Raw genomic sequence first — 26,971 nt, forward strand, 5'->3', positions numbered from 1 at the left:
ATAAGTGGTTTAAATAATAATCAGGTACCTGTTTTGGCACCTGATTATTTTTATTGTACAACTTTCTTTTTCTTTGGCCATATAAAATAGCTGATGGTAATGATTAAATCTATGAAAAGAACCACTTGCCAAACATTCATAATGGATAGCAGTGTATTTTTTGAACTTGCATTATCAGTGAACAGTGTCATTAATGTAATTAGTCCGTAAGCGATACAAAATGCAATGATATTTTTAGCAAAACTGATAGCATATTGTTTTGCATGATCTAAACCATAATATTTAATTGGAGAATCTTCATTAAGCACTAAAGCTTTAAATTTCCCATCGGCCCATTGCACTAACTGTTTACCAAACATGATAGATATTGCAATATAGACAGCTGCCAGTCCGTGTGCGAATTCAGCTTTCCCACCCAATGCTAAATGAATAGAAGTTGCAATGAGTAAGAATAAGTCAACTGCAATAGTACTTGATAAAAGGATGTTGCCTAATAACTTTTTTTGAAATATGTAGCGACAAACCAGTCCTGAAAGTATGAATACCCAGAATAATATTTCTGCTGCAATAATAAGCATTACAATAATGTTCATATTATCACTCCATCCAAGAATATATTTCATCAGATATTATTGCTTCGATTAATTCGTTTGAAAGTTGATCGGGTTGATATAACTTGTGTAAAGCAAGACCATCAATCAATGCGTGTAATCTTTGAACAGATTTTTCTTTGTTAATGTTTGATTTGAGAAGCTGCTCTGCCTTCAATATTTCATATACTTTTTCAGATAAGATATATATTTCATTACTCATTGATTGATTAACGGACACACTATTTTGATTTTGAACAGCTAGCCATACAATCATATCAGCTCTTCTTTTCTTATCTAGCGGTATCGTAAGCAATATTGCCTGTATAATACGCGGGATAATAGGCTTTGATTGATCCATAAATATTTCAATGATTTGATGTTCAATTTCTTTCGTCAATTGAGCGAGAATCTCTTCTAATAATATTGAATGATTTGGGTAATAGTATCTTACTTGTCCTGTCGTCATATTAGCCGCATTTGCAATGCTTCGTACAGAAGTACCCATACTACCGTGCTTCTGAATGTTTAAGTACGCAACTTCTAAAATATGTTGTTTTTTTTCTTCATGATTTACAATCTTTGGCATAACAGCCTCCTTTTTTAATACACATGAAATAATACGTTTTTATTTTAATACACATGTATTAAAATAGTCAAAAGATTTCATATTGATGTTGTGAGAAACGCTTTAATTAAAAATTGTATAAAAATAAACCAGGCATCCATGTGATGCCTAGTTTACTATTCTTCATCAATTTCTACTTGACCCAACTCAACATTGATTTTGACTGTATATTTCCCATTGCCTAGAATTGATTTTGGTCCAGCGATATCATTCATTTCAATATCACCTGTCTTTGTTGTAATATCAAACTTTGTATTCTTTGGAGCTGATTTATAATAAAAGTCTGCTTCGCCACTGCCCACTTTTCCATTCATATTCGTATCAGGATTTAATGCATGTAAAGTAATCATGCCGAGTTTAATATCGAAGTTTATATTTTTTATATTTGTTTTATCCACCTCTAGTTCACCAGTACCTGCGTTGAATTCAACTTTATCTGCCACAAGTTCATCAATATAAATCGCACCAACTTTTGATTTCATATTGATTGATTTCGCTTTGAGTTGATCGATATTAACTTCAGATTTATTAGTAGATAGAGTGATATTATCAAACTCTTTATTAGGAATTGCTATTTCAATCGAAGGTTCATTATGTTGTTCAAATCCATAATTAAAGATACGTCTATTTTTTACTTGCTCATTATTAATAATTATTAATGAATTATTTTTTACTTCGTATTTAAAGAATCCTTTTTTATTAACGCCACTAACTTTAATATGCGTGTTATTATCAGCTGATTTTTTAAAGTGAACTTCTCCAGATTGAACATCAACCTTAATATTATTATAATTTGTGTTGAATGATTTACTTTCATTTACATCAGGTTCTTTAAATAGAGATTTGCCAGTAAATATCATTCCGATACAGCCGGTGATAAATAATAATAAACCGATTATTAAAAGTTTTTTCATTTTATCTTACTCCTTTCACTGTATTGATATTCCATCTTATATAAGACATTAGCAATTTGTTGCTTAATTTAATGATGAAACTAATAACAGGAATAGCTATAAGACCAAGTCCGAAGAGGGCGATAGTCATAAATATTTCAAAAGTACTTACGGCATCAGCACCATTTATGAAATAATCTAATCCAAAGATGATTGGAGATAATAGAAATGTTGCAGCAATAAATATTAAACTGATCAGCATCCCGATATAACTAAAGATAACAGGAATCATAAAGAATAGATTGAGAAATCCTAATCCTAAAGTTGCCATCACAGCTTGCATAATATTTTGGGTGTTGGGTGTATTTTCTGCCTTTCTAACAATAGTTGTCGTTCTGAGTTCTTTTGCTATTTTTTCTGGTGATCCAAGTTCAGATACAATTTGAGATTCACTTTTACCATCATATAAACCCATCTCAAAGTGCTCTTCATAGTCATACATTATGGAATCTATTTCGTTTTGATCTAGCCCTTGCAGTTGTTGATACAATCGGTTTAAAAACTCATTTTTAGACATTGTATTTTCCTCCTCTTGAAATTAGATTTTCTACTGAAACTTTTAAATCTTCCCATTCACGTATTAAATGGTTTAAATGATCTTTACCGGTATCTGTAATAGAGTAATACTTTCTTGCAGGACCACCAGATGTTTTTCCCATATATGTTTCTAAATGACCATCCTGAACAAGTCTTCGCAACATAGGGTAGAGCGTTCCATCTGCAATGGATAATTCATGTTGGATATTCTGGGATAACTCATAACCGTACTGATCATTTCGAGCAATTTCATTTAAAACAACGAGCTCCAGTACACCTTTTTTAAATTGAATGTTCATAGATTTACACCTCACTACTATATATAACGATATAGTGATTTTAAAAAATATTTCCTTTTCCGACTATATTGTATCATTCACTAGTGAATAATACAATATAGTTTGTTCAAAATGTATTGATTTAATGTAAAAATGTTCTAGAAATAATTAAGGATTTTAATATAATATTATTAAGTAGATAAATTATTTGGGGTGGTTTTTATGAAGCTGTTTAAATTTTTTATTGCAATGATTTTATTGTTATTCTTGTTGCCTGAACATAAAGGGGAGGCTGTTTCATCGAAATACACAGTGAAATACGTGTCTGTCGTTGACGGTGATACAGCGGTCGTTAAGTTGAATAATAAAACAATTAAAATTCGTTTGTTACTCATCGATACACCAGAATCAAAAGATCCGCGCAAACCGGTACAACCTTATGCCATCGAAGCGGCGAGATATTTAGAGAACTACATGCGTTACGGGAAACTACAAATTCAATATGATAACGGTGGCAAGTTAGATAAATACGGACGTCATTTAGTATATTTATATTCGAATGGCAAAATCGTTAATAATGAAATGGTACGTTACGGGTATGCTAGAGTAGGATATATTTACAGCCAAAGATATTATTTAAATGTGCTAAAGAAAAGTGAGAACAATGCGAAGCAAAAGCGTTTAAAAATCTGGTCGATTAAAGGTTATGTCAATCCATACGGTGAAGGCTTTGTTTATAAAACAAGTTCGAAACCTACTTATACAACTACAAATCGTAATGTAACTCGACTTACTTCAACAACGAAACCAAATACTACGACACCATCACGTAAAGGATATCCAACTTCAAGATATAAAAGTGGTGCACCACGCGTACTGGCAAATTGTACAGAAGTGAAAAAATATTATCCATATGGTATTACAGATAGTCATGTGTCATATCAAACGAAATTTGATAGAGACCATGACCGTATGGGGTGTGAAGCGTCTGGTGTCCAATATCAAAGCTGGATGGTGAATAACTAAAGAAAGAAGGCATCTGATTAATCGGATGCCTTCTTTTTGTGGATGAAGTGGGGAGGAATAGAGATATCAAATGATGAATACCGTTGTTTTCCTTTAACTTTATTTTTTGATATGATTCTCGTTGTGGTGTAATATGTAATTGAATAGAGCGGTGCTGTAATACCCCTCCAGTAGATCCGTTTAAGACGGTGACTAACTTAATGATAATGGTTTTTCATAACCATCAAGCTCGTCAAAGCTTTATTGATGGTTATTTTTTTGAGAATTTATTCAATTTCTATCCAGTATCTTTCTACATCAATATCATCGTATTCGTCATAGACGATTGATTCAAGCCTCCCGCCGTTTGCAAGTATTGTATTATGACTACCGATATTATCGACATCGCACGTAATTAACGCGCGTTCCACATCTTTTTCTTTTAAGAAAGAAAGACTCTCTTTTAGCATCCACTTCGCAATCCCTTTTCTTCGTTCATCCGGTCGTACAGAATAACCCACATGCCCACCTATTTGAATTAAGAAGTCATTGAGATAATGACGGATATTCACCATACCAACGATTTTATTTTGCGCATTGACACATAAGAATTGTGTCGCAGGTACCATGCCGTGTGGAATACGTTCGAGGTTATCGCTATGTTGTACTTTTTCAAACCACTCATCAAAATTATCGAATTTATGAAGTGACGAAGATCCATGGATAACTTCTTTCGTTGCTTTAAATTCTTGTTGGTATTTTAATATGTCTTCTTTATATTCGATTGTAGGTCGAACGAGTTTAAGTATTGTCATTATGAGAACCTCCTTGTATTTTTTATGATTATACACGAAATGGGAATTTATTGATATAATATTCTAAAAATATAGGAAGTGATAGTATGGAGTATATTATTTCATTGTTTAATAACGAAGATGCAACTGAAATTAAACAGTTAATTCATCGTGCAATGTTGGAAACAAACATACAGGATTATTCTTTAGAAAGCCTTCAGGAAGATATGAAGGCAATTGATGAAGAGATGCTTATAGAACGTGCGAGTTTTACACATTTTTATGTATTTCGTGATGAAGATAAAATTGTCGGAACAGGCGCAATCGGACCTTATTGGGATAGCTTAATAGAAAGTAGTTTGTTTACGATCTTTGTGTTGCCTGATTATCAAGGAAAAGGATTAGGCCGATTGATTATTGAGACTCTGGAGAAGGATGAATTTTTTAAACGCGCGAGTAGAGTTGAGGTTCCGGCTTCTATAACTGCTGTAGACTTTTATAAAAAATTTGGTTACGTAGTAAAACCTGGTGTAACAGGACCAGATGAAGAGGGAATTATAAGAATGGAGAAATTTAAGGAGAATGATTTGGGGTAATTTAGCAATTTTTGCGCACTTTGGATTTGAAGTGCTCAAAAATTGTAACAAAATAGAAAAGAGTAGAAGGTAAAAATCCTTCTACTCTTTAGCTTATGCACCGAATAATTTTAATATAGAACTGATTAATATACCAATAATTCCAAAGTCAGCATCACCGAATGTTGTATTTTGGAATCCTAAATCTCCTAACAGTGGTAATAGCAATGCTGGTAATAAACTAATAACTAAACCATTCGCAATTGATCCAAATATTGCGCCACGACGTCCACCTGTTGCATTACCGAATACACCAGCTGTTGCACCTGTAAAGAAATGAGGTACAAGTCCTGGTACAATTACTTTAAGTCCTAGCACTGGTAATATAAACATTGAAATAATACCCGCTAAGAAGCTGAATAAGAAACCAATAATAACAGCGTTAGGTGCAAATGGGAATACAGTTGGACAGTCTAACGCAGGTCGTGCATTTGGTACTAACTTATCTGCAATTCCTTTAAATGCTGGTACGATTTCTGCAATTAACATACGTACACCTGCAAGAACGATATAAACACCTGCAGCAAATGTGATTGCTTGAATGAATGAGAATACTAAGAAGTTAGATCCTTTTGATAGCTCTTTTTCAACGTATTCTGGTCCTGCAAACAATGCCACGATTAAGAATAATACTGTCATAGTAAGTGAAACAGCAACAGATGTGTCACGTAAGAATCCTAAAGATTTTGGTACTTTAATTGTTTCAGTAGACTTTTCTTTATTACCAACAAGTTTACCAATAGATGCTGAAATGAAGTATCCAACTGATCCAAAGTGTCCGATTGCAAAGTCATCTGAACCTGTGATTTGACGTACTGTTGGTTGTAATAATGCTGGGAACAACACCATGCAAAGTCCTAGAATTACAGAACCAATAGCAATAATCGCTATGTTACTTAAATTTGAAACTGATAATGTTGCAGCAATTAAACATGCCATAAATAATGTATGATGACCTGTTAAGAATACATATTTAAATTTAGTAAATCGTGCAAATACTAAGTTCATAATCATACCGAATACCATAATCATGGCAGTTGCTGTTCCGATTTTTTCTTGGGCTACAGCAACGATGGCTTCGTTATTTGGAATGATACCTTTACCATGGAATGCTGCATCAAACATCTTACCGAATATATCTAAAGATCCGATGATAACATTTGCTCCAGCACCAATAATAATGAATCCCATTACAGTTTTTAGTGTGCCTGAAACAACACTTGCTATATCTTTCTTTTGTAGAAGTAAACCGAGTAGTGCAAATAATCCCACAAGAATTGCAGGTGTACCTAATATATCTTTCATTAATATATCTAACATGTTAAACACTCCCTCTTATAATAGTGGTGTTAATTTCTCTTTAATTTCAGGTACGTTCATCACATTTTGTAATGTAACGATTGTTCTTGAACCATCTTCTAAGTTCCCCATAATATCTTCAGCACCTAAGAATATATCTGCAGTTTCAGTTTTTGCTGACGCTAGATCTGTGTGCGAAACTTCAGCTTCTTTTCCTAGTTCAGTTAGTGCTTTCTTTACATTCATCTCCATAATAAAACTTGATCCTAATCCGTTACCACATACAACTAATATTTTTTTCATCATTTTTTCCTCCATTATATTTATTTGATTTCATTGATTAATTTTATAATTTCATTTTTGTCTGTTGCAGTTTTTAATATTTCTACATAATTGTCATTTCCGAGAATTTCGGTCATTTCAGCTAATGCTTTTAAATGTGCATTTTGATCTTTTGCAGATAGGACTATCATAGCTTTTACCGACTTATCATTAGGAAATACAACAGGTTCTTTAAAATTAGCAAATGATAGGCCGACTTCCAATGCACCGTCTTCTGGTCGCGCGTGAGGAATTGCTATATCCGGCATAATTACAATATATGGCCCAAGCTCTATAACTGAATTAATCATAGCTTTAATATAATCTTCTGTAATGATATTGTTTGTTAGGAGTGGCTTTGATGCTTTTATGATACTATCTTGCCAATTATCTACTGTTAGCTCAGTTTGTATGAAAGATTCCGTTAATAATTCTTTTAACATAGGTTGATACCCCTCCTTAAAATGGTGCTTCGGTTTTAATAATTGAGAGATTGCTTCATATAGATTCTTTTCGTTCTTAATGTCTGCATGTTCCTTAATGACATCCATTAAATCATTCATTGAATATTTTGGTTCAAAAGGAATCGTCATTGTCATATTTAATTTTTCATTTAAATATTCAAGTTCATGAATAGAAAGGGATTCAGTTATTAAATAGACTGGTTTATCTATTTGAATTGCATGTGTTGAGAAAATTATATCTACTTGATCCTTTTTTTCATGTACCTGACTTATAGATGTCGGTTCCAAAAAAATTAAAGTAGGAAAATGCATTTTGAGTTTTTGTGTTAATGAGTGACTGATTGCCATACCATTTGGACAAGCAACAATTGCAATTTCATGTGGTGTAACGATATTGCCTTGATTTCTTGTCACACCAGCAAAATACAATGACCATAATACAATTTCATTTTCGCTAAATTGTATATTTAGCGATGATTCTAAATCTTTAATTGCGCGTTTTGTAAATGTAATAATGGGCTTCATAGAAGGTTGTACTAATGATTCTGTATTCACGACCGTATTTATTCCGTATTTAGCACGTAAAACTGCAGGATAATAATGACGTTTTAATTGATGAATGAGTTTATCTTTATTCATAATGATAATGCCACTTAGTATTTCAAAGGTTTGAACAAAGTTTAATAATAATTGATCCGTTTGCTTATCTGACAAACGGGATTCATCAAGGAATACATTAGTACTTTGCATCATTAATACAATCAGTGGATGAAAGCCTTTAATATGATTTTCACTTTCAAATTGCTTACTTTTTATTTCAAGTTGTGACTTGGAAAGTCTGGATTCGTAATATCCGCTGTCAATGATGTAAAGTGCAAATTGAATCGCTTTGCGATGATTGTCACTAAACGCATGTCCAAGTTGTGCTTCAATAATACCTATATCATCGTTGTATAAGTTATTAGAATCGAAGTCATTATTTGAAATAAATTTCATTAAATATTTAGCATAATGTTTTGGTGCAATTTGGTGAACTAAGTTAATAAATAGTAAATCACGATCCTCAGCATTCATGATTAACTCATAGCCATTTGATCTGCTATATTCAATTGCACCATTCAGATTTCTGATTTGCTCCTTTAATATTTTAATATCTTGAAGAATAGTATTTCTCGAAACATTACCTACATCGATTAAATGCTCTATTGAAATGTAGTCATGTTTTATGAGTAGGTAAAATAATAAAATATTAATTCTCTCATCTTCAGAAAAAATTAAATCGTGATACTGAATTTTAGATAACGTACTATTTAATAAATCTATATCGTCGATATATACTGATGTTTTAGTCACGTGTATATTGAAATCATCTACAATTTTATCAAGCTCATATTTTAGTTTTTTATTTGTAATATTAAGCTGATAATACAAATCGCGTTGAGCAATGGACTGTTGTTTTTTTAGCAAATCTAATATTTTCAAATTTAATTCAGATATTTGCATAGCATCACATCACTTTCTATATTTATTATAGTGCTCCTTATTTTGAAATTATATATGGATTGAGTCCAACTTTTTGAAATAGTTATTTCAAAAATTGTACTTTAATAATATAAGGAAGGAATATAGCAATAATATTAATCAATCTTTATGTCGAAGTTGGTAGTTCGTTAGAGAGAGGTGTAAGAAAGGAACATCATGCGCACTTTGGATTTGAAGTACGTAAAAATTGTAACAATATGGCAAGCCCCGACCCCCACATTCACCACTCTCGATAATGCTTATAGTATAATAGAAGTATTACGTCAAAAGGAGATATTTATGGCGAAACTTTCAAAGAAACAAGTACAACGAAATAAGCTGATTCTTATCCTCATTTTATGTGCAATAGCATTATTGATATATTTCATGATTGCGCAGGCGATAAAGCAATACGAAAAGAAAATGATGGATCATAGAGTGACGGTGGAGCATACGTATGTTAGTGCTTTATCACAACAATTAAAAAGTGGAGCACAGTATTCAAACGGTACAGTATGGAAAGATGCATCGCAAAAAGAAATAGATTTATATTTAAATCCAAAGCGTTATTATTATCATCCTGAACAAAAGTACCAATTCTTAAATTTAAGTATGAGTCAGAAAGTGTCTGCCGATAAACTTAATCAATTGTTAAAGGGGAAAGGCATACTGGATGGTTTAGGACCATCGTTTGCGAAAGCGAGTCGCATCGAAGATATCAATGAGATTTACCTGATTAACCACGCACTGCTTGAAACGGACCGAGGGAGAAGTGTTCTGGCACGCGGTGTCAAGATAGATGGACGCGGCGTCGTTGGTAAAGGTGACAAGCAGTATTATAACTTCTTTGGCATTGGTGCGTATGATCATGATCCTATTAAAGAAGCGGCTAAATTCGCGTATCAGCAAGGATGGGATTCACCTGAGAAAGCTGTGATGGGCGGTGCGAAGTTTATTAAGCGTTCGTTTATTGATAAAGAAGGGCAGAATACATTATACGGTATGCGCTTTAATCCTGTTTCACCCGGGAAACATCAATATGCTACTGATGTACGCTGGGCGCATCATAATGCAATGGGGATTGCGCGAGATTACAAGAAATTAAACTTAGAAGGTAAATATTTTACGCGTTACTATTATAAAGAGTAAAGGAAAGACCTTGAGACATACACGAATGTGCCTCAAGGTCTTTATATTATTTCGCTTCAGTAGTTGCTTCTGAAGATGAACCGTTTTGTGCTTTCTGTTGCATTTCTTTTTGAAAATCTTCAAATGATTTTGCGTTTTTTACCTCATTAGGAATCTCGATGTCCTTAACTTTATTGAAATTATCATATGTAATACTAGTAAGTGATTTAATAGTTCGATCCTTAACTTTCATTTCAACATTTCTTTTTGCTGATTTCACATAATAATTCTTGTCAAGGTATATTGTTTCTGTTCCTTTTATAGATTGTAGTTGTTTTTCAATTGATTTTACCAATTCATTAGAGCCAGCTTGTTTAGCTATTTCTTTATAATCATCAAGATTTTTATAAGTAAGTGTTATAGTATATCCGTCATTTGTTTTTTTGAAAGGTGCATTTTTAAAGATTTCTAAAGATTTTACGTAAGAACTATAATCAACTTGATCAATTTGTTTATTCACTTCATTTCCCATAACTTTAGTTACATCAATAAATTGTTTTCCATCTTGATTGGCAACAATTTTATTATCAAATAAGTATAATGTAGTTTCTTGATTTTCAGTATTATTATCAATTCGTTTATTATTGTTTTTATCAGAATTTAGCTCCATTTTCACATCTTTTTTACTACCGTCTGATTCCATTGTTGCACTTAAAGAAGAATGATAACTCTTAATATCTTTCCCGGCATCTTTCGCTTTACTAATAAGATCAGCTGATGCTTTTACTTCTGAAGTGCTGTCTTTCGTTGTCGTATCTTTAGAGGTGCTTTCTTTACTTTCAGTTGATTTAGTATCCGCACTCTTTTGGTTCTCTTTCGTTTGCGTTTCAGTCTTTGCCTTTTCTTCTGTTTTGTTTGCTGCATCATTGCCACAAGCTGCAAAAATTAACGTCGTACCAAGTAATGCTGATAATAAATGTTTTGATTTCATAAAAAATCCTCCTTAAGTGATTAAATAAATCATATCATAAAAGAAAGATTTATTGAAATCAGACCTAAGGAGGAACTTTATTATTTATCTAGTGTTGCCTGCTGTAAAACTTTATTACGTTTAATCGGATCAATTCGACGTTCAATTATACCAAGTATAATGTCAACTAATACTGCCATAATCGCTGTCGGTAATGCACCGGCTAATATAATTGATGTACCACTTGTAGCATTTGTACCTCGAATAATGATATCTCCTAAACTAGGTGCACCGATAAATGAACCAATTGCTGTAACACCAATGGCAATAACTAACGCAATTCGAATACCCGCAATGATAACTGATAATGATAAAGGCAATTCTACCATTGTTAATAATTGACGCTTCGTCATGCCCATCCCTTTCCCGGCATCAATTAAATGCGTATCCACTGACTTAATGCCCGTATACGTATTTTTAATGATAGGTAATAGAGAATAAAGGAATACAGTCGTAATAACGGTCGTCTTTCCTAATCCAAGCACTAACATGAGTAGGGCAAGTAATGCAATTGCTGGTACGGTCTGAATAATATTGGCGATGGCAATGACTGGACCGACTAATTTCTTATGGCGCGCAATCCATATACCGATTGGAATGCCGACAATGGCGCCGAGTATTACACCGTAAACGCTGATTAAAAAGTGCTCTAAAAAGAGTTGAAACACGTACCCTGCGTTATCCTGGAAGTAATGGATGAACTGTTCAAACGTATTCATTTTCTCCATCTTATTTACCTCCTTCAAAGTAGTGATGTTTTTTCAAATATTCTTCGGCGACAACAGCAGGTTCTTTCAAATTGTTATCGACTTCATAGTTTAACTTCTGCATTTCTTCAGTTGAGATTTTATTTTTTAATAAATTAAGAATTTTATCAATTTCAGGGTTTTTCTCGATTAAATCTTTACGTGCTACCGGTGCAGCATCGTATGGTGGGAAGAAATGTAAATCATCTTCTAATATGACTAAATCATAACTTTGAATTCTCCCGTCTGTCGTATAGCCTAATACGACATCCATTTTGTTATTGGCAAGTGCATCATATACAAGTCCTATTTGCATCGGACGAATATCTTTAAATGAATAGCCGTATTTCTTCACAAAGCCATCATATCCATCACCTTTACGTTTAATCCATGTTGAGTCAACACCTGCACTTAATTTGTCAGCATATTTTTTCATATCGCTGACTTTTTTTAAGTTGTATTTTTTCGCAGTTTCTTTCGTTACCATAAACGCAAAAGTATTTTCAAAGCCATATGAGTCATAATACTTTTGGTTAAACTGCTTATCAAAAGCATCTACCACAACTTTACGAGCTTTCTTCGGATCAGTAATCGGCTCCATTTGAAGTGCACCTGTTAGGTCGGTTCCAGTATAACGTGTTGACGAAACATTCGCATCGCCACGCACCATCGCTTGGTGCATAACAGTTCCAGATCCTAAGTTGTTAATTAATTCAACCGGATTATCTGTATTACGTTCAACGAGTATTTTAATCATATGCGCTAATATTTGACTCTCAGAAATATATGTTGACGCAATCTTTACAGTCTCTTTCCCTTTATTGTTTTGCCCGCAACCGCTTAAAATAAGCAGCAGTGTTAGCAATGTTAATATTATTTTTTTAGTATGCATTTATAAATCCCCCTTAGACACTTGTAAACCACGTGGGGTTGTTACTTTTTCAACGATTGATAATAAGAAATCAGTAATTAATGCTAGAATCGTTACCATTACAGCACCTGCAATAATCAACTTTGAATCGAACAAATTCAAACCGTTAAAGATAAAGTCACCTAAACCACCAGCGCCAATATATGAAGCGAGCGTTGCCCAGCTGATCGCATAAACTGCTGATAATCTAATCCCACTCATAATGACGGGGACGGCAAGTGGTAATTCAACCATGCGTAATAATTGGTTTTGTGTCATCCCCATAGCGCGTCCTGCTTCTTTCGCATCTTTCTTCACCGACTGAATCCCTAAATATGTGTTATTTAAAATAGGGAGCAGTACATATAAGAATAATGCGATAACTGCTGGTACCGTGCCTATACCAAAGAAAGGAATCATCATCGCAAGTATTGCGAGGGACGGTACAGTCTGCAAGACACTTGTTATCGATAACACGATTTTTGCTAATCGATCTGATTTCGTCAGTAATATACCTACTGGGACTGCAACAAGCACTGCCGCGAGTAGACTTAACAGAGAAATTGAAATATGTTCAATGGTCTTCGTAAAGAGTTCGGCTTGATTATGCTTTAAAAATTCAATCATCGTTACGCCTCCTCTTCCTCGTCACCCCAGATTGTGTCATAAACAATATCAACTAAGTTGGCACGGGTAATAACGCCAAGTAATTTATCTTGTTTATCAATGACCGGGATAACACGAATATTTCGTTTCAAGATGGTACGCACAGTATCCTGTAAGTAAACGCCTGAACGTACGTAATACACTTTATGATTCATAATGCGCGATAAACTTAAATGTTTCTTATGCGCTTCTGATAAATCTTCAATATCAACATAACCGACAAGCACATTTTGATCATCGACAACAAATAATGTATCGACACGTGAAGCACGCATTAAGTTAATCGCTTCACCAATCGATTTCTCTGGCGTAATCGATATCGGTTTATGCATTGCCTGATCAACGGTCTTAATATTAGGTGTCGTTTGAATTAATCTATTCTCTCCAATGAAATCTTTTACGAAGTCATTCGCCGGATTGCGTAAAATATTATTCGGAGTATCGATTTGAATGACTTCACCGTGGCTCATAATCACGATTCTATCTGCAAGTTTAATCGCTTCGTCCATATCATGTGTCACCATAATAAAGGTCTTGTTAAATTTAACTTGCAGTTCTTTCACTAAATCCTGTAGCGTATCGCGTGTAATCGGGTCAAGCGCACCGAACGGCTCATCCATTAATATAATTTCCTGGTCAGCAGCAAGTGCACGAATTACACCGATACGTTGCTGTTGTCCACCTGAAAGTTGTGATGGGTACATATCAAGATATGATACCGGTAAATCAACTAACTGAATAAGTTCTTCTGCTTTACGATTTTTATCTTCTTCTGACCATTTTAATAATTTAGGCACGAGCGTAATATTATCACGAATCGTCATATGGGGTAGTAGACCAATTTGTTGAATGACATATCCGATACTACGTCTTAACTGCACAGGATTCATGTCTTTAATATTTTTTCCGTTTAAAATGATTGAACCATTCGTCGGCTCAATCATACGGTTAATCATACGCATTGCTGTGGTCTTACCTGAACCACTCGTACCGATAAATGCGATAAATTCACCTTTCTCAATCTTCATATCCAGATTGTTGACTGCTTTTTTGCCGCCTCGATAAACTTTTGAGACATTGTTGATTTCTAACATGTTGTCACCTCTATGTATATTTTTGTGCAAGATCAATTGATTTATTTCTATAAAAAAATCCCGCGCTTTTAGTTTGTTTACCCTATTTTTTGATAATATATATACAAAAGGAGGAACTTTTTATGAAAATAGCGATTATTGGGACAGGTGTAGCAGGTGTAAACGTACTGAAATACTTGTCTAAAGAGAAGCAAATAAAAGCTGAAATATTATGTTTTGACGATCAGAAATATTTAGGGAACGGGCGTGCGTTTCAATATGATGATCCGGAATTATTGATGAATTATCCAGGAAACTTAATTAGCATGAAGCCGAATAAACCGGATGATTTCGTGAAATGGATTGAGAAAAATGAACAGGATTTGAAATTGCAAATTCATAAAGAAGCAGATAATAATGCTTCGGGTAATCAATATTATTCGCGTCAATTATTTGGAAAATATATGACAGCTCATTTTAATCAATATGCGCAAAAGAAAAATGTCACGATTATTAACAACCATGTGAGAAATGTTGAACAGTTAAACAATGGATATCGTATATCGACACAAGACGAAGCATTTGATGTCGATGCTGTATTTTTATCGCCGGGTCAATTTGGCCCGATGGATCCATACAATCTTACAACAACACCAAACTATATTAAATGGCCATATCCGCTTAATCGTGTACAAGTGGATAAAGTGAAAGATTATGCAGTACTTGGAACGGGATTGTCTGCAGTAGACATCGTCCGTTATTTAACACCTGAGCTTCAGACGAAACTTTATTTAGTCAGTCGTGATGGTAAAGTACAATCAGTGCGCGGTGCAATGCAACCTATCCGATTCAAATATATTACTGCAGCTCAGTTAGAGAAAGTGAAATCAAAAAATAATGGCTTTTTACCGTTAGAGGCACTTAAAAAGTTATTTCATAAAGAAATTGCGCATCAAGGGATTGATGCGGATCGATTATTTAAAGTGAATCGTACGCAGCCAATGAAGGCAATGCAGTTTGATTTAGCACATTCACAAGTAGTCGGATTAATGCAATCGTTTGTCTATGAATTAACGCGCAATGCATATTTAATCTGGCCATTTATGACACGCCGTGATAAAGCAGCATTTCTCAATAATGATGCCGGTTATATTACCGCTTATGCAAATCCGATGCCGGAATCAACTGCAGTGAAGATGATGGCGTGTATTGAAGACAATACGCTGGAAATATTAAGTGGTATAGAACGTATCGACTATAAATATAATAAATATCGTATTTATACGAAAAATAAAGAAATTCGTGTGCATTATGTCATTAATGCGACAGGACCGGCGAAACATTTCAAAGATGCAATTGAGCATAACGACCTCATTGAGAGTTTGGTAAATCAGGATTTACTGATTGCACATCCGGATGGTGGCTTTTATGTGACGCCGCTTTATAATGAAGTCATCGCTGCAAAAGGGAAACTGAACCATTTTTATTTATTAGGTCAGAAATCAGGTGGCGTAAATTATATGAATAATGGCATCGTTGAATTAGCTGAAGAAGCGAAACGAGCAGTGAAGCATTTTAAAGCGAGTGTGTTGTCTGAATAGCTAATACATAAACATTTGTAATGATTAGAATTGTTAGAAATCTTTGCGTTGATTTTTTTATTTAAATTCGCTATGATGTAAATGTCTTAATTGACATACAAGTGAATATTATTCTTTCGGGGCAGGGTGAAATTCCTAACCGGCGGTGATAGTCCGTGAGCTGATAATGTAGATTTGATGCTGATTCTGTGAAACTCAGAAACCGACAGTATAGTCTGGATGGGAGAAAGAATAAGGCGCCATGTTAATGGTTTATTTGTTGATGTATTTTTTCAGCAGTAACCATCAATCTGGTCTTATTTGTTGAACCTAAAAATAATCATCGTCCCGGGATGCACATGTAGTGCACCGGGACGATTTTTTTATAGGAGATGAATAAGTTGTATATAGACAAAGCATTTGAACTCGTTCAATGGACGGATGGACAAACAGGTAGCAATCCTGCTGTCGGCTGTATTATCGTGAAAGATGATAAGATTGTCGGCATTGGTGCTCATCTTATTGAAGGTGAAGGGCATGCAGAAGTGAATGCCATTAATATGGCAGGAAGTCACGCGATTGGCGCCACACTTTATTGTACACTTGAACCTTGTAGTCATTATGGTAAGACACCGCCATGTACAAAGAAGATAATCGAAAGTGGTATCAAACGCGTTGTGTTTGCTGTAAGAGATGAATCACTGCAATCATCTGGTATTGACGATATGAAGGCACAAGGGATAATCGTAAAACAACAATATGTAAGTGAGATTTATGATTATTATCAACCATTCTTTAACGCAAAGCGTCATAAAATGCCATATACCATTTTGAAGATGGGTGTCACGCTGGACGGTAAGACAGCGGATGATCAAAACGTAAGTCAATGGATTACAAATGCTGAATCAAGACGTCATGCGCATCGTGAACGCTATCGCTGTGATGCAATTCTTGTCGGTTATGCTACATATAAACATGATGAACCGATACTGGATAGCAGAACATATAAGGAGAAGTGGCTGCGTAAAGTCGTAATATCGAATGGGTTATTTGAAATTAATGCGCAAGATAATAATGATTATGATAAATCTCGCTTAATCGTAGTGACCAATGTTCAGCAAATGATTGAAGACGTTAATGTTATCGTGTTACCTGAATTAAAGCCGGACGCCATTTTAGAAGCATTATATTTACATAAAATTAATCGATTATTAATAGAAGGTGGGATGCAGACAATACGTCTGTTTGCATCTGCACATTGTTATGATGAAATACACCAATACATTGCCCCGAAATTATTAGGTGGATCCTCAAAACATCAGTTTTTAACAACTGATGAACCTTCCCAAATGTCAGCAATGACATCACTCCAACTTGTAACAGTTAAGACTTTCGAAGACGACGTATTGCTCGTTTATAGAAAGGATGATCAGGATGTTCACAGGCATCATTGAAGAAGTAGGCAAGATCAATCAAATTAAGAAGCAAGGCGACACAACATTTATGACGATCGGATGCAGTCTGATAACTGAAGATATGCATATCGGTGATTCGATTAGCGTGAATGGTGTGTGTTTAACCGTAACGTCATTCACTGAGTCATCATTTGATGTCGATATTGTTGAAGGAACAAGTGCCGTCACGTTATTTAAAAGTATGAAGCACGGCACTCGCGTTAATTTAGAACGCGCTTTATTACCGACGACGCGCCTAGGTGGACACTTTGTGAGTGGTCATGTCGATACACATCTCGTAATTGACAACATTAGACATCTACAGAAGACGATGGTGGTGCGATTAAGACTGCCGAATGCATTCAGAAGCAACGTTATTCCGAAAGGTTCGATTGCTGTAAATGGGATATCACTGACGATATTTAAACTAGATACATGCATTGAACTGCATATTATACCGGAAACCGTGCGCAGTACGATGCTCACTGACTTGAAGGCAGGAGACAAAGTCCATATTGAATTCGATATGCTAGGTAAATATATCCTGAACAGTCAAAAGGAAGCAAGTGCATTAACTTTATCTAAACTGGAGATGATGCTGTAATGTTTGATGATATTAAAAGTGCTATAGAAGATTTGAAACAAGGCAAACCGATTATCGTTGTTGATAATGAGGAGCGTGAAAATGAAGGTGATCTCGTTGCGATAACCGATTTTATGACGGAAGATACGATTAATTTTATGATTAAACACGCACGAGGTTTAGTCTGTGCACCCATTTCGACTGAACTCAATAAAAGACTAAACTTATTACCGATGACCTTTAATAATCAGGATCCGAACAAGACTGCCTTTACGGTGAGTATTGATCATGTGTCGACAACGACGGGTATTAGTGCATTCGAAAGATTTTGTACGGTGAAAGCATTGGCTGATCCTAATATTTCGATACAAGACTTTAATCAGCCAGGTCATATCTTTCCATTGATTGCTAAACCTAATGGTGTGTTAGAACGTGTCGGACATACAGAAGCTTGTGTAGATCTCGCGAAATTATGTGATGCCAGTGAAACAGGGGTCATTTGTGAAATTATTAAAGAAGACGGTACGATGGCACGAAGAGATGATTTAGCAGTATATAAATTAGAACACAATCTGAAGATGATAACGATTGCCGACTTAGTTGATTATATTAAGACGGTGAAGCCGCTTGTTAAACGAGAGGCGCAAGTCAATATGCCAACTGAATTCGGCGACTTTACGATGTATGGCTTCAGTGAAATTTATGGCGATAAAGAACATGTGGCGTATGTTAAAGACTATGAAGGTGTACCGGATGTTAGACTGCACTCCGAGTGTTTAACAGGGGACGTGTTCCATAGTAAACGTTGTGATTGTGGTGTGCAGCTAGAACGTGGATTAGAGCATATCAATAAAAATGGTGGCATTTTAATCTATTTACGTCAGGAAGGTCGCGGCATCGGTTTAATCAATAAGCTGAAAGCATACGAGAAGATTGAACAAGGCATGGATACAGTTGAAGCGAATCATGCATTAGGATTTGATAGTGATGTGCGTGAATATGCGATTGCAGCTTCTATCTTAAAAGATTTAGGCGTTAACAAAGTGAATTTAATGTCAAATAATCCAAGGAAAATTGATGGTTTAAGCAAATATGGCATAGTAGTTGAAGCAAGAATACCACATCAATTTCAGAGTAATGCAGTAAACAAAACATATTTATCAACGAAAAAAGAAAAATTAGGACATTTACTGGAGGAGAAATTAATATGAACTATAGTGCACAATTAACAGGACAAGGTTTAAAGATAGCTGTTGTAACATCAAGATTTAATCATTTTATTACAGACCGCCTGACTGAAGGTGCGATTGATACTTTAGAACGCCATGGCGTTGAAAGTGAACATATTGATACATTCTTAGTGCCGGGTGCTTTTGAATTACCATTTGTTGCGAGTAAGTTAGCCCAAAAAGGGAAATACGATGCAATCATTACATTAGGATGTGTAATACGCGGAGCGACGACACATTATGATTACGTATGTAATGAAGCGGCGAAAGGCATTGCAAAAGCAGGAGAACATGGCACACCGGTGATCTTTGGTGTTGTGACGACAGAATCGATTGAACAAGCGATAGAACGTGCAGGTACGAAAGCAGGGAATAAAGGTGGGGAAGCTGCAATCAGTGCAATCGAAATGGCCAACTTGAACAAGATGATTGAAGGATTGTAAGATACTGTTGCTTGTAGAGGATGAGGGTATATCCGAAATTGGTGATACTCAAATTTCGCGCGAGAAATCTGTTCTGAAATTGGTGATACTCAAATTTCGAACATCTACCAAAAAAGACTATGCATCAAAATGATGAGATGCATAGTCTTTTAACATTTATTTCTTTAATAATTTACGTAATACAACGAATCCTGCTAAAGCAGATCCTGCTACGATCGCACCTTTTTCTACTTCAGGTGTTACGATTGATTTATAAACAAGTTGTAAGTTTTGTGGGCGTTCTGCTAAACGTCTCATGAAGTAACCATACCAGTCTTCACCGTATGGTACATACGTACAGAAGTTGTAACCAGAATTTGCGATTTCAACTTGTAATTCTGAACGGAAACCGTATAACATTTGGAATTCAATTAAATCTTTGTTTAATTTATGCTGATCAATAAATTTCTTCACATGATTAATAATATTGTGGTCATGTGTTGCGATAGAAGTCATAGCTTTTGCATTTAATAAACGCTGTTCAATAATCTTAATATAGTTCGCATCAATATCTTCTTTTGATTGATAAGCAACAGAAGCGTCTTCTTTATATGCCCCTTTTACTAAACGTAAACGAACATCTTTATACTTTTCAATTTCTTCAGTCGCACGGAATAAATAAGCTTGAATAACTGTACCAACGTTTTTGAACTCACCTTTTAATCGGTCTAACATTTCAAATGTTTGTACAGTATGATTGTAATCTTCAGTATCCATATTAATATGCATATTGCCACATTCATGAGCTTTTAATAAGATTTCACGCACATTCTCATAACAGAATTCAGGATCTACATCTAAACCGATTTGTGTTAATTTGATAGACATATGTGCACTTACACCTGCATCATATAAAGCTTGAATCATTGCCAGAATGTTATTTTTAGCTGCTGTTGCTTCTTCTCTAGAGAAAACAAATTCACCTAAATTATCAACAGTTGCAGAAATATTTTGAGCGTTTAATACGCGAATCGATTCAATTGTCGTTTCAATATCAGTACCTGCTACTACTTTATGCGCACCTAACGCTAAACCATACTTTTTAGCTGCTTCATTTAAAGTAGCGTTTTCACTTAATGCAATAAAAAAATCTCTTGATAATCCCATTTTTTGTTCCTCCTTCAATGTAGTAATCTATGGATTACTTTACCTTAATAAAATAATCATAATGAAAACGCTTTAAAAGGTCAAAGAAAATTTAAAAAAATTATAAATTTTCTAGCGCAAAAAGGATTTATTTCACATTTCGTTCAAAATTACAAAAAAATAAAAGACTTAGTCCTCAGACTGAGTCTTCGACGTATCCGCAACGATAGATTTTTCGATTGGTTCGTTACTAATATCTATAAAATGGGGTATAGCAATAAATAGAGATAAAACGATGAGTAACTTCTTTACAAATTTCATAACGAGCCTCCTTCATATTCGATTTAAGTGTACAGCTTAAATATGAAGAAAGGTTAAATTAAGTGTAAATAGTTTATATAGTTATTGTAAATAATAATACCATACATAATTATCGAAAAATTGTTATAATAATATTAATTTACTTAAAGGAGAAAAGAACATGAGAGACTTAGGGATTTATTTCGGGACATTTGCACCGTGTCATGTTGGGCATTTCGAACAAATCGTACGTGCAAAGCGTGAAAATGAACATGCGTTAGTGATTGTTTCAGGGTATGCAGGTGATCGTGGAGATAAAGCGGGTATGAGTTTGACGAATCGTGTTAAAGCGATGCGAGAATTATTAAAGGACGATACGAACGTTACGGTATTAACTTTAGACGAATCGAATATTCCGCGTTATCCAGATGGCTGGGCACCGTGGTTACAGTTATTACAAGAAAAGATTGAAGCGGCAGTGAAAGAAAACAATTACGCTATGAACAACGTTACGTTCTACGTTGGGGAAGAAGAATACGTGCAGCCGTTACAAGAACATTTCGAGAAAAGTTTCTCTCAAAGTGATGTGCTGATTACGAAAGTCGATCGTCGCATTACAGGTATTAGTGGTACGTCTATTCGAGAAAATCCAATCTTAAACTGGGACTTTGTAACACGACCATTCCGACGATTCTTCGTCAAAAATGTATTAATCATTGGAACAGCAAGTACAGGAAAAACGACGTTAGTGCGTGATTTAGCACGTCGTTATTCAACGTCTTATTCATTAGAGTATTCAAGAGAATATCAAACGACACGCCAAGTACGAGATGATGAGTTAGATATTAAAGATTTACATGCGATTGGTATTGGGCAATTTGAATTAAATCGTAAACACATTCATTCACCAGGTACGCGTAAAGTATTCTTTGCGGATACAGATGTGATGACGACAAAACTATACACGAAATTATATGCCCCCCCGGAAGACTATGAAAAGATTGCGCCTGTATTTGATTACTATATTTCATTACAGAACTGGGCATTAATTATCGTGTTACCACCTACGACGCAATATGTAGATGATGGTTTCCGTGATATGAGTATGGCGGATCAGAAAGCACGTATGGATATGCATCAAATGTTTTTAGATGAAATTAAATATCAAGGATTAGAAGATAAGATGGTCGTATTAAAAGGGGATAGCTTCCAGGAGAAATACGAAGAAGCGCACCGACTTGTAGATGAAATACTTGCGGACGGCAAAGATAACTAAGGAGAATATTATGTTTTTAGTGAAAGATTTCAGAGGGTTTACGTTGTACGAAAAAATATTTTTCGGCTTATTTATATTGGCACAAATCGCAATTTTAGTTTATTTCTATGATCCTGCTAAAGGCATAGACTGGATCAATGTTATTGCGAGTGTGTCAGGTATATTATGTGTGATCATGAGTGCGAAAGGGCGTCTCAGTACATTTTTATATGGTTTAATTCAGGTTATTACTTACGGCTGGATCAGTTATCAGGCGAACTTAATGGGAGAAGTATACTTACAGGTTGTGTTTGGTGTATTCCAGTTTATTGGATTGTATACATGGATTCGCAATATGCACACAATTAGTACGAAGAAGACGGAAGTACAGGAAGTGGATACGAAAGGCTTAACTATGATGCAGTGGGCAATTACGCTAGTACTGGGTGGCGCTTTTTACTTTGCATTTGCGAAATATCTACAAAGTATTAAATCTGGTCAACCTTTCTTAGATGCGTTGAATGTGAGTTTAAACCTGACAGGACAAGTGTTGATGTCGTTGCGTTTTAAAGAACAATGGTTCTTCTGGATTGTTGTCAATATCGTATCGATTACACTATGGGTTAGAAAGATGATACATGCCGGAAGTATAGATGATACAGGAGTAACGATGGTAGTGATGTGGATTGGTTTCTTAATTAATAGTATTTACGGCTATTATTACTGGAAGAAGCTACAAGTTACAACGGCGCAAACACGTTAATTTAGGAATAACATAAAATGAATTTAATACAATAACGAATATATGAAATATAAAACGAACATATGAAATATAAAATGTAAGTAATTTGTCATTGCTTTCGTTATTGATTTAACGCATTCTCTCTTATAATAATAAGGGAGAATTTTTTATTATTAATCATCATTATTTTGTTTACATATATATAAATAAGGAGTGAATTATTATGGATAAAGCTATGATGAAAGCACAAATACTGCAGGCCCATCGCTTTAGACATGCGACGCGAAAATATCGTGAGGAGCCAATCTCACATGACGATATGGCATTTATACTTGAAGTTGGGAGATTAAGTCCGTCTTCTGTCGGGTTAGAACCGTGGCGATTTATCGTGTTAAGTGATGAAGCAATCAAAGATAAAATCAGTGAAGTCGCATGGGGCGCGAAGAAACAGCTTGCTACTGCGAGTCACTTTGTACTGATTATCGCGAGAAAAGATGTTCAATATGATTCGGAGTACTTTTACAATCATTTTAAAGCAAGACAGCCTGACGAAGATAAGTTGAAGCGAATGCTTGAAATATATAAAGAATTTCAAACCGAACACATTGAAGTTGTCGGAAATGAACGTGCGTTGTTTGACTGGAGTAGTAAACAAACATATATTGCTTTAGCGAACATGATGACAGCTGCAGCACAAATTGGTATTGATTCTTGTCCGATAGAAGGATTTGATTACCGTAAAGTCAATCAAATATTAGCTGAAGCGGGAATTATAGATTCAGAAAAAGAAGGTATTTCAGTGATGGTGTCGTTTGGTTATCGTTATTATGAACCGAAAACTGAGAAAGTACGTCAACCGATAGAAGAAGTCGTTACATGGCATTAAGTGAATGTAAATTCTGTGTAAATATTATGCGTTAATCTTTAGAAAAACTTAACATTGATAAAGTGCTTTCGATGATAGAATTGTAAGTGACTTAAAGTAATAAATTAATGAAGAGGTGTCTACATGTTTAAAGATATGGCGTATTATATGTTTGGTGGATTAGATCCGTTTTTCCAGCTATTCGTATTTGAACCGATTGTCATTACGATTATTGCATTAATCGTTGCAATTGTTACGAAGAAAGCATGGTATATGGCGATTGTTATCATATTATTAAATCTAATTGATAGTGGTATTGATGCGAACTTTGCATTTGGTGCAGAAGGAATCGGATCTGTGATTTCGCACACATTTACATTCTTTTTTGCAAACTTCTTCTCAATGTTTTATGAGTTTGTATTTAGCTTTATTATTGCAGGCTTACCGTTTATGCATAACAAATTCGGAATTGCATAAGAGAGGCTATCTGAAATGCGTTTAGGACCGAACAAATTGGAAGCAACACTAAGAAATCGCTTTTTGATTTCGAAGATGTTGCTGAAATTTGACGAGGTCCTGCATTGAAGATGCCGTTTAAGAAGAGAGGCTATCTGAAATGCGTTTAGCCCACAAAAAAGTGAAGTCACCTTACTCGGTGGCTTCACTTTTTTTGTGCATTGCTTTATACATCTGGGCTTTCGTTGCATATTCACGTTGTATGCGCGCCATATCCTGTTTATCTTCTTCAGTTAATGCTCTAACTACTTTGGCTGGACGTCCCATTGCAAGCATGCCAGGCGGTATCTTCTTACCTTGTGTTAGTAACGACCCTGCACCTAAAAACGCACCTTCACCTATTTCAGCACCATCTAAAACAGTAGAATCCATCCCTACTAAAGCACCTTTGCGTATAATACTTGAATGCAAAGTAACACGATGGCCGACCGTCACGTTGTCTTCAATAATTAATGGGGCATTCGGTGATTGATGTAAGCAGCATAAATCCTGTACATTTGAATGTTCTCCAATAATAACAGGACTCACATCACCACGAATAACTGTGCCATACCAAATTGAAGCATCCTTTGCGATTGTAACATCACCAGTTATGATTGCATTCGGTGCAATAAACGCACTATCATGGACTTTTGGATATTTGCTATTATATTCGTATAACATATTTTAACCTCCAGGCATAAGTTTTGTTATAATAATAATATCACTAATTAAACGTTTACAGAAATTATTAAAGGAGTATCATTATGTGGAAATGGGAAACTGAAAAGACACCAAAAGGTATCGTCGTGATTGTGCATAACATTCTTGAACATCATGGGAGATACGCTTGGTTTATTACACATTTAAGAAGAGATGGTTATCATGTGATTATGGGTGACTTACCTGGTCAAGGCCAGACTTCTCGTGTAAATAAAGGGCATATTGAAAGTTTTGATGAATATCGTGAAAAAGTATTAGAATGGATAGAAGTAGCTGAAGAGTTTCATTTACCTGTCTTTTTACTAGGTGTCGGTTTAGGAGGCTTAATCGCCATTAATATACTTGAGAAAGTGAACATTAAATTAGAAGGTGTCATGTTGATTTCACCGTTACTAGGCTTTCAAAATACGGTCACGACACGTAGGAACTTTCTTGCATCAGGATTAAGTTCAATTTCTAAAGATGCTAAATTTGATATGAATATTCCTTTAGAAGACTTTTCAAGAGATTCAGAAATTGTTGCAGAGATGAAAAGTGATCCGCTAATGCTACAAAAGGTGAGTTTCAACTGGTACAAAACGATCATTGAATGTATGAAAGAAACGATGGAGAATATTCATAAAATTAATGACATACCAGTATTGTTAATGTATTCAGAGCAGGATCGTATTGCAGACGTTGATCAAATTAAGTTGTTCGCACAGGAAATTAAGTCGTCAGAAATTTATATTAAAAATTGGCGTACGTTATTTCATGAACTGCATAATGAACCTGAAAAAGACAATGTGTTATATTACATCGAGTCATTTATGAACAACCGAATGAATTATATTGGATTGATTACAGATGAAGTGGGTATAGATTAAGATATTGCATGAAACAGAGGGTGAAAAATATGTCAAAAGATATACATGAAGTTAGTGATATGGTGCTATTAAACGATTTACAAAAAGAGATTGATGAAATATTTGAGTTAATTTCTTCGGAATTTAATCTAACTAAGGAAGAATACATTGTGATGGTGGCATTATGGGATAAAGGTCCGATGCCGATGAAAGAACTTGATAAATATTTAGATATTAAGCCGTATAAGCGTACACGTTTCTATAATAATTTAGTTGCGAATGGATGGATTAAGAAAGTACGTCCAGCAGATGACGAGAGAACAGTAATGATCTATTATAATGAAGATAAATTGCCAGAGAAAGATAAGATTGTTGATGCAGCGTGCTCTTGTTTAAAAGGTAAAAAAGAAAAACTACAAAGACAGTTCGACGCTATTATGGATATATGTGAATAAGAGGCTATTTTCAATGCGTTTAGGACCGAACAAATTGGAAGCAACACAGAGAAATCGCTTTTTGATTTCGGAAAGTGTTGGTGAAATTTGACGAGGTCCTGCATTGAAAATGCCGTTTAAGAAGGGTAGGCTATCGAACTTGCGTTTAGCCCTAAGCAAAAAAAGAAACTCAACCGTAAATCGTTCTTTGATTTAGGTTGAGTTTTGTTTTTGTCGAAAGGGCTGCAAGTGAGATGCCGTTTAGGAGAGCTATTTTCAATGCGTTTAGGACCGAACAAATTGGAAAAAATCACAAAAAT

Annotated in this window: 31 protein-coding genes and 1 riboswitch; of the genes, 14 read left to right on the forward strand and 17 right to left on the reverse strand. The window is 34.9% G+C overall.

What is annotated here, in order from left to right; genetic code table 11:
- Window positions 1–50: 50 nt before the first annotated feature.
- The 5 genes from OCL94_RS10680 to OCL94_RS10700 all read right to left on the reverse strand — a co-directional run bounded on the left by OCL94_RS10680 (window position 51) and on the right by OCL94_RS10700 (window position 3,007).
- On the reverse strand, window positions 51–593 hold the full coding sequence (locus OCL94_RS10680; protein WP_262996908.1) for a hypothetical protein: 543 nt from the start codon (window positions 591–593) through the stop codon (window positions 51–53).
- 4 nt (window positions 594–597) lie between these two features.
- A complete protein-coding gene (locus OCL94_RS10685) occupies window positions 598–1,179 on the reverse strand; it encodes a TetR/AcrR family transcriptional regulator (RefSeq protein ID WP_262996909.1) in 582 nt (193 codons plus the stop codon).
- 155 nt (window positions 1,180–1,334) lie between these two features.
- A complete protein-coding gene (locus OCL94_RS10690; protein WP_262996910.1) occupies window positions 1,335–2,132 on the reverse strand; it encodes a DUF4097 domain-containing protein in 798 nt (265 codons plus the stop codon).
- A gap of 1 nt (window position 2,133) precedes the next feature.
- Window positions 2,134–2,688 (reverse strand): DUF1700 domain-containing protein, encoded by a 555-nt coding sequence (locus OCL94_RS10695; protein WP_262996911.1) that lies wholly within the window; start codon window positions 2,686–2,688, stop codon window positions 2,134–2,136.
- Window positions 2,681–3,007 carry a PadR family transcriptional regulator gene (locus OCL94_RS10700; protein WP_262996912.1) on the reverse strand — a complete coding sequence of 109 codons (327 nt, stop codon included), beginning with the start codon at window positions 3,005–3,007 and terminating at the stop codon, window positions 2,681–2,683. Before OCL94_RS10700 ends, OCL94_RS10695 begins: the two co-directional genes overlap by 8 nt.
- 201 nt (window positions 3,008–3,208) lie before the next feature.
- Here OCL94_RS10700 and OCL94_RS10705 point away from each other — a divergent pair, with 201 nt between their 5' ends.
- The gene (locus tag OCL94_RS10705; protein ID WP_262996913.1) at window positions 3,209–4,012 is read left to right on the forward strand and encodes a thermonuclease family protein; all 804 of its coding nucleotides are present in this window, start codon (window positions 3,209–3,211) and stop codon (window positions 4,010–4,012) included.
- 266 nt (window positions 4,013–4,278) lie between these two features.
- On the opposite strand, the gene OCL94_RS10710 is transcribed toward OCL94_RS10705, so the two are convergent.
- Complete coding sequence (locus OCL94_RS10710) at window positions 4,279–4,806, reverse strand: GNAT family N-acetyltransferase (protein ID WP_262996914.1); 528 nt, start codon at window positions 4,804–4,806, stop codon at window positions 4,279–4,281.
- Between the two features lie 86 nt (window positions 4,807–4,892).
- Here OCL94_RS10710 and OCL94_RS10715 point away from each other — a divergent pair, with 86 nt between their 5' ends.
- Window positions 4,893–5,381: a GNAT family N-acetyltransferase gene (locus OCL94_RS10715; RefSeq protein ID WP_262996915.1), complete on the forward strand. Its 489-nt coding sequence runs from the start codon at window positions 4,893–4,895 to the stop codon at window positions 5,379–5,381.
- A gap of 93 nt (window positions 5,382–5,474) precedes the next feature.
- On the opposite strand, the gene OCL94_RS10720 is transcribed toward OCL94_RS10715, so the two are convergent.
- Genes OCL94_RS10720 through OCL94_RS10730 form a run of 3 tightly spaced genes read right to left on the reverse strand, consistent with a single transcriptional unit; the run spans window position 5,475 to window position 9,007 of the window.
- Window positions 5,475–6,740, reverse strand: coding sequence for a PTS ascorbate transporter subunit IIC (locus OCL94_RS10720; RefSeq protein WP_262996916.1), 1,266 nt, complete (start codon window positions 6,738–6,740; stop codon window positions 5,475–5,477).
- Window positions 6,741–6,755: 15 nt separating this feature from the next.
- Window positions 6,756–7,022, reverse strand: coding sequence for a PTS sugar transporter subunit IIB (locus tag OCL94_RS10725; protein ID WP_262996917.1), 267 nt, complete (start codon window positions 7,020–7,022; stop codon window positions 6,756–6,758).
- A 20-nt stretch (window positions 7,023–7,042) separates the two neighbouring features.
- Window positions 7,043–9,007 carry a BglG family transcription antiterminator gene (locus OCL94_RS10730; protein WP_262996918.1) on the reverse strand — a complete coding sequence of 655 codons (1,965 nt, stop codon included), beginning with the start codon at window positions 9,005–9,007 and terminating at the stop codon, window positions 7,043–7,045.
- Window positions 9,008–9,325: 318 nt separating this feature from the next.
- Here OCL94_RS10730 and OCL94_RS10735 point away from each other — a divergent pair, with 318 nt between their 5' ends.
- Entirely contained in the window at window positions 9,326–10,174 is an 849-nt protein-coding gene (locus OCL94_RS10735) for an N-acetylglucosaminidase (protein ID WP_262996919.1), read from the forward strand.
- Window positions 10,175–10,220: 46 nt separating this feature from the next.
- On the opposite strand, the gene OCL94_RS10740 is transcribed toward OCL94_RS10735, so the two are convergent.
- The 5 genes from OCL94_RS10740 to OCL94_RS10760 all read right to left on the reverse strand — a co-directional run bounded on the left by OCL94_RS10740 (window position 10,221) and on the right by OCL94_RS10760 (window position 14,599).
- The gene (locus tag OCL94_RS10740) at window positions 10,221–11,144 is read right to left on the reverse strand and encodes a DUF6612 family protein (protein ID WP_262996920.1); all 924 of its coding nucleotides are present in this window, start codon (window positions 11,142–11,144) and stop codon (window positions 10,221–10,223) included.
- A gap of 80 nt (window positions 11,145–11,224) precedes the next feature.
- On the reverse strand, window positions 11,225–11,911 hold the full coding sequence (locus OCL94_RS10745) for an ABC transporter permease (RefSeq protein WP_317618560.1): 687 nt from the start codon (window positions 11,909–11,911) through the stop codon (window positions 11,225–11,227).
- Between the two features lies 1 nt (window position 11,912).
- A complete protein-coding gene (locus tag OCL94_RS10750) occupies window positions 11,913–12,821 on the reverse strand; it encodes an osmoprotectant ABC transporter substrate-binding protein (RefSeq protein WP_262996921.1) in 909 nt (302 codons plus the stop codon).
- Window positions 12,822–13,466 (reverse strand): ABC transporter permease, encoded by a 645-nt coding sequence (locus OCL94_RS10755; protein ID WP_262996922.1) that lies wholly within the window; start codon window positions 13,464–13,466, stop codon window positions 12,822–12,824. It abuts the gene before it with no gap.
- A 2-nt stretch (window positions 13,467–13,468) separates the two neighbouring features.
- Complete coding sequence (locus OCL94_RS10760; RefSeq protein WP_262996923.1) at window positions 13,469–14,599, reverse strand: betaine/proline/choline family ABC transporter ATP-binding protein; 1,131 nt, start codon at window positions 14,597–14,599, stop codon at window positions 13,469–13,471.
- 122 nt (window positions 14,600–14,721) lie between these two features.
- On the opposite strand from OCL94_RS10760, the gene OCL94_RS10765 reads away from it, so the two are divergent.
- The 5 genes from OCL94_RS10765 (at window position 14,722) to ribH (ending at window position 19,867) form a co-directional block, all read left to right on the forward strand.
- Window positions 14,722–16,179, forward strand: coding sequence for an FAD/NAD(P)-binding protein (locus tag OCL94_RS10765; RefSeq protein ID WP_262996924.1), 1,458 nt, complete (start codon window positions 14,722–14,724; stop codon window positions 16,177–16,179).
- 108 nt (window positions 16,180–16,287) lie between these two features.
- A riboswitch (FMN riboswitch) is annotated at window positions 16,288–16,414 on the forward strand.
- Between the two features lie 145 nt (window positions 16,415–16,559).
- Window positions 16,560–17,612 carry a bifunctional diaminohydroxyphosphoribosylaminopyrimidine deaminase/5-amino-6-(5-phosphoribosylamino)uracil reductase RibD gene (gene ribD / locus OCL94_RS10770; RefSeq protein ID WP_262996925.1) on the forward strand — a complete coding sequence of 351 codons (1,053 nt, stop codon included), beginning with the start codon at window positions 16,560–16,562 and terminating at the stop codon, window positions 17,610–17,612.
- A complete protein-coding gene (locus OCL94_RS10775) occupies window positions 17,593–18,216 on the forward strand; it encodes a riboflavin synthase (protein ID WP_262996926.1) in 624 nt (207 codons plus the stop codon). The genes ribD and OCL94_RS10775 overlap by 20 nt, the downstream gene beginning before the upstream one ends.
- Window positions 18,216–19,406, forward strand: a complete 1,191-nt coding sequence (gene ribB, locus OCL94_RS10780) for a 3,4-dihydroxy-2-butanone-4-phosphate synthase (protein WP_262996927.1) — start codon at window positions 18,216–18,218, stop codon at window positions 19,404–19,406. Before OCL94_RS10775 ends, ribB begins: the two co-directional genes overlap by 1 nt.
- Window positions 19,403–19,867 carry a 6,7-dimethyl-8-ribityllumazine synthase gene (gene ribH, locus OCL94_RS10785; RefSeq protein ID WP_262996928.1) on the forward strand — a complete coding sequence of 155 codons (465 nt, stop codon included), beginning with the start codon at window positions 19,403–19,405 and terminating at the stop codon, window positions 19,865–19,867. The genes ribB and ribH overlap by 4 nt, the downstream gene beginning before the upstream one ends.
- 156 nt (window positions 19,868–20,023) lie before the next feature.
- Here the strand turns inward: ribH and OCL94_RS10790 are convergent, their stop codons facing one another.
- Window positions 20,024–21,013, reverse strand: coding sequence for a proline dehydrogenase family protein (locus tag OCL94_RS10790; protein ID WP_262996929.1), 990 nt, complete (start codon window positions 21,011–21,013; stop codon window positions 20,024–20,026).
- A gap of 168 nt (window positions 21,014–21,181) precedes the next feature.
- The gene (locus OCL94_RS10795) at window positions 21,182–21,313 is read right to left on the reverse strand and encodes a hypothetical protein (RefSeq protein ID WP_262996930.1); all 132 of its coding nucleotides are present in this window, start codon (window positions 21,311–21,313) and stop codon (window positions 21,182–21,184) included.
- A 160-nt stretch (window positions 21,314–21,473) separates the two neighbouring features.
- Here OCL94_RS10795 and OCL94_RS10800 point away from each other — a divergent pair, with 160 nt between their 5' ends.
- From OCL94_RS10800 to OCL94_RS10815, 4 genes are all read left to right on the forward strand, one after another.
- Window positions 21,474–22,568 carry an AAA family ATPase gene (locus tag OCL94_RS10800; RefSeq protein ID WP_262996931.1) on the forward strand — a complete coding sequence of 365 codons (1,095 nt, stop codon included), beginning with the start codon at window positions 21,474–21,476 and terminating at the stop codon, window positions 22,566–22,568.
- Window positions 22,569–22,578: 10 nt separating this feature from the next.
- Entirely contained in the window at window positions 22,579–23,310 is a 732-nt protein-coding gene (gene pnuC, locus OCL94_RS10805; protein WP_262996932.1) for a nicotinamide riboside transporter PnuC, read from the forward strand.
- Between the two features lie 202 nt (window positions 23,311–23,512).
- Entirely contained in the window at window positions 23,513–24,175 is a 663-nt protein-coding gene (locus OCL94_RS10810; protein WP_262996933.1) for an NAD(P)H-dependent oxidoreductase, read from the forward strand.
- A 123-nt stretch (window positions 24,176–24,298) separates the two neighbouring features.
- Window positions 24,299–24,631, forward strand: coding sequence for a hypothetical protein (locus OCL94_RS10815; protein ID WP_262996934.1), 333 nt, complete (start codon window positions 24,299–24,301; stop codon window positions 24,629–24,631).
- A 171-nt stretch (window positions 24,632–24,802) separates the two neighbouring features.
- Here OCL94_RS10815 and OCL94_RS10820 read toward each other — a convergent pair whose 3' ends face one another.
- Window positions 24,803–25,333, reverse strand: coding sequence for a gamma carbonic anhydrase (locus tag OCL94_RS10820; RefSeq protein ID WP_262996935.1), 531 nt, complete (start codon window positions 25,331–25,333; stop codon window positions 24,803–24,805).
- An 83-nt stretch (window positions 25,334–25,416) separates the two neighbouring features.
- Between OCL94_RS10820 and OCL94_RS10825 the strand changes: the two genes are divergently transcribed.
- Both OCL94_RS10825 and OCL94_RS10830 read left to right on the forward strand, forming a co-directional pair.
- On the forward strand, window positions 25,417–26,238 hold the full coding sequence (locus OCL94_RS10825) for an alpha/beta fold hydrolase (RefSeq protein ID WP_262996936.1): 822 nt from the start codon (window positions 25,417–25,419) through the stop codon (window positions 26,236–26,238).
- A gap of 29 nt (window positions 26,239–26,267) precedes the next feature.
- The gene (locus tag OCL94_RS10830) at window positions 26,268–26,672 is read left to right on the forward strand and encodes a transcriptional regulator, SarA/Rot family (RefSeq protein WP_262996937.1); all 405 of its coding nucleotides are present in this window, start codon (window positions 26,268–26,270) and stop codon (window positions 26,670–26,672) included.
- Window positions 26,673–26,971 lie beyond the last annotated feature (299 nt).

The organism is Macrococcus capreoli (assembly GCF_025628935.1).
In the GTDB taxonomy this organism is placed as follows: Bacteria; Bacillota; Bacilli; order Staphylococcales; family Staphylococcaceae; genus Macrococcoides; species Macrococcoides capreoli.

What these genes read in the sequence shown, in the direction of transcription:
- OCL94_RS10680 (WP_262996908.1), bottom strand. Translation starts at nt 593, where the DNA reads ATGAACATTATTGTAATGCTTATTATTGCAGCAGAAATATTATTCTGG.
- OCL94_RS10685 (WP_262996909.1), bottom strand. Translation starts at nt 1,179, where the DNA reads ATGCCAAAGATTGTAAATCATGAAGAAAAAAAACAACATATTTTAGAA.
- OCL94_RS10690 (WP_262996910.1), bottom strand. Translation starts at nt 2,132, where the DNA reads ATGAAAAAACTTTTAATAATCGGTTTATTATTATTTATCACCGGCTGT.
- OCL94_RS10695 (WP_262996911.1), bottom strand. Translation starts at nt 2,688, where the DNA reads ATGTCTAAAAATGAGTTTTTAAACCGATTGTATCAACAACTGCAAGGG.
- OCL94_RS10700 (WP_262996912.1), bottom strand. Translation starts at nt 3,007, where the DNA reads ATGAACATTCAATTTAAAAAAGGTGTACTGGAGCTCGTTGTTTTAAAT.
- OCL94_RS10705 (WP_262996913.1), top strand. Translation starts at nt 3,209, where the DNA reads ATGAAGCTGTTTAAATTTTTTATTGCAATGATTTTATTGTTATTCTTG.
- OCL94_RS10710 (WP_262996914.1), bottom strand. Translation starts at nt 4,806, where the DNA reads ATGACAATACTTAAACTCGTTCGACCTACAATCGAATATAAAGAAGAC.
- OCL94_RS10715 (WP_262996915.1), top strand. Translation starts at nt 4,893, where the DNA reads ATGGAGTATATTATTTCATTGTTTAATAACGAAGATGCAACTGAAATT.
- OCL94_RS10720 (WP_262996916.1), bottom strand. Translation starts at nt 6,740, where the DNA reads ATGTTAGATATATTAATGAAAGATATATTAGGTACACCTGCAATTCTT.
- OCL94_RS10725 (WP_262996917.1), bottom strand. Translation starts at nt 7,022, where the DNA reads ATGAAAAAAATATTAGTTGTATGTGGTAACGGATTAGGATCAAGTTTT.
- OCL94_RS10730 (WP_262996918.1), bottom strand. Translation starts at nt 9,007, where the DNA reads ATGCAAATATCTGAATTAAATTTGAAAATATTAGATTTGCTAAAAAAA.
- OCL94_RS10735 (WP_262996919.1), top strand. Translation starts at nt 9,326, where the DNA reads ATGGCGAAACTTTCAAAGAAACAAGTACAACGAAATAAGCTGATTCTT.
- OCL94_RS10740 (WP_262996920.1), bottom strand. Translation starts at nt 11,144, where the DNA reads ATGAAATCAAAACATTTATTATCAGCATTACTTGGTACGACGTTAATT.
- OCL94_RS10745 (WP_317618560.1), bottom strand. Translation starts at nt 11,911, where the DNA reads ATGGAGAAAATGAATACGTTTGAACAGTTCATCCATTACTTCCAGGAT.
- OCL94_RS10750 (WP_262996921.1), bottom strand. Translation starts at nt 12,821, where the DNA reads ATGCATACTAAAAAAATAATATTAACATTGCTAACACTGCTGCTTATT.
- OCL94_RS10755 (WP_262996922.1), bottom strand. Translation starts at nt 13,466, where the DNA reads ATGATTGAATTTTTAAAGCATAATCAAGCCGAACTCTTTACGAAGACC.
- OCL94_RS10760 (WP_262996923.1), bottom strand. Translation starts at nt 14,599, where the DNA reads ATGTTAGAAATCAACAATGTCTCAAAAGTTTATCGAGGCGGCAAAAAA.
- OCL94_RS10765 (WP_262996924.1), top strand. Translation starts at nt 14,722, where the DNA reads ATGAAAATAGCGATTATTGGGACAGGTGTAGCAGGTGTAAACGTACTG.
- OCL94_RS10775 (WP_262996926.1), top strand. Translation starts at nt 17,593, where the DNA reads ATGTTCACAGGCATCATTGAAGAAGTAGGCAAGATCAATCAAATTAAG.
- ribB (WP_262996927.1), top strand. Translation starts at nt 18,216, where the DNA reads ATGTTTGATGATATTAAAAGTGCTATAGAAGATTTGAAACAAGGCAAA.
- ribH (WP_262996928.1), top strand. Translation starts at nt 19,403, where the DNA reads ATGAACTATAGTGCACAATTAACAGGACAAGGTTTAAAGATAGCTGTT.
- OCL94_RS10790 (WP_262996929.1), bottom strand. Translation starts at nt 21,013, where the DNA reads ATGGGATTATCAAGAGATTTTTTTATTGCATTAAGTGAAAACGCTACT.
- OCL94_RS10795 (WP_262996930.1), bottom strand. Translation starts at nt 21,313, where the DNA reads ATGAAATTTGTAAAGAAGTTACTCATCGTTTTATCTCTATTTATTGCT.
- OCL94_RS10800 (WP_262996931.1), top strand. Translation starts at nt 21,474, where the DNA reads ATGAGAGACTTAGGGATTTATTTCGGGACATTTGCACCGTGTCATGTT.
- pnuC (WP_262996932.1), top strand. Translation starts at nt 22,579, where the DNA reads ATGTTTTTAGTGAAAGATTTCAGAGGGTTTACGTTGTACGAAAAAATA.
- OCL94_RS10810 (WP_262996933.1), top strand. Translation starts at nt 23,513, where the DNA reads ATGGATAAAGCTATGATGAAAGCACAAATACTGCAGGCCCATCGCTTT.
- OCL94_RS10815 (WP_262996934.1), top strand. Translation starts at nt 24,299, where the DNA reads ATGTTTAAAGATATGGCGTATTATATGTTTGGTGGATTAGATCCGTTT.
- OCL94_RS10820 (WP_262996935.1), bottom strand. Translation starts at nt 25,333, where the DNA reads ATGTTATACGAATATAATAGCAAATATCCAAAAGTCCATGATAGTGCG.
- OCL94_RS10825 (WP_262996936.1), top strand. Translation starts at nt 25,417, where the DNA reads ATGTGGAAATGGGAAACTGAAAAGACACCAAAAGGTATCGTCGTGATT.
- OCL94_RS10830 (WP_262996937.1), top strand. Translation starts at nt 26,268, where the DNA reads ATGTCAAAAGATATACATGAAGTTAGTGATATGGTGCTATTAAACGAT.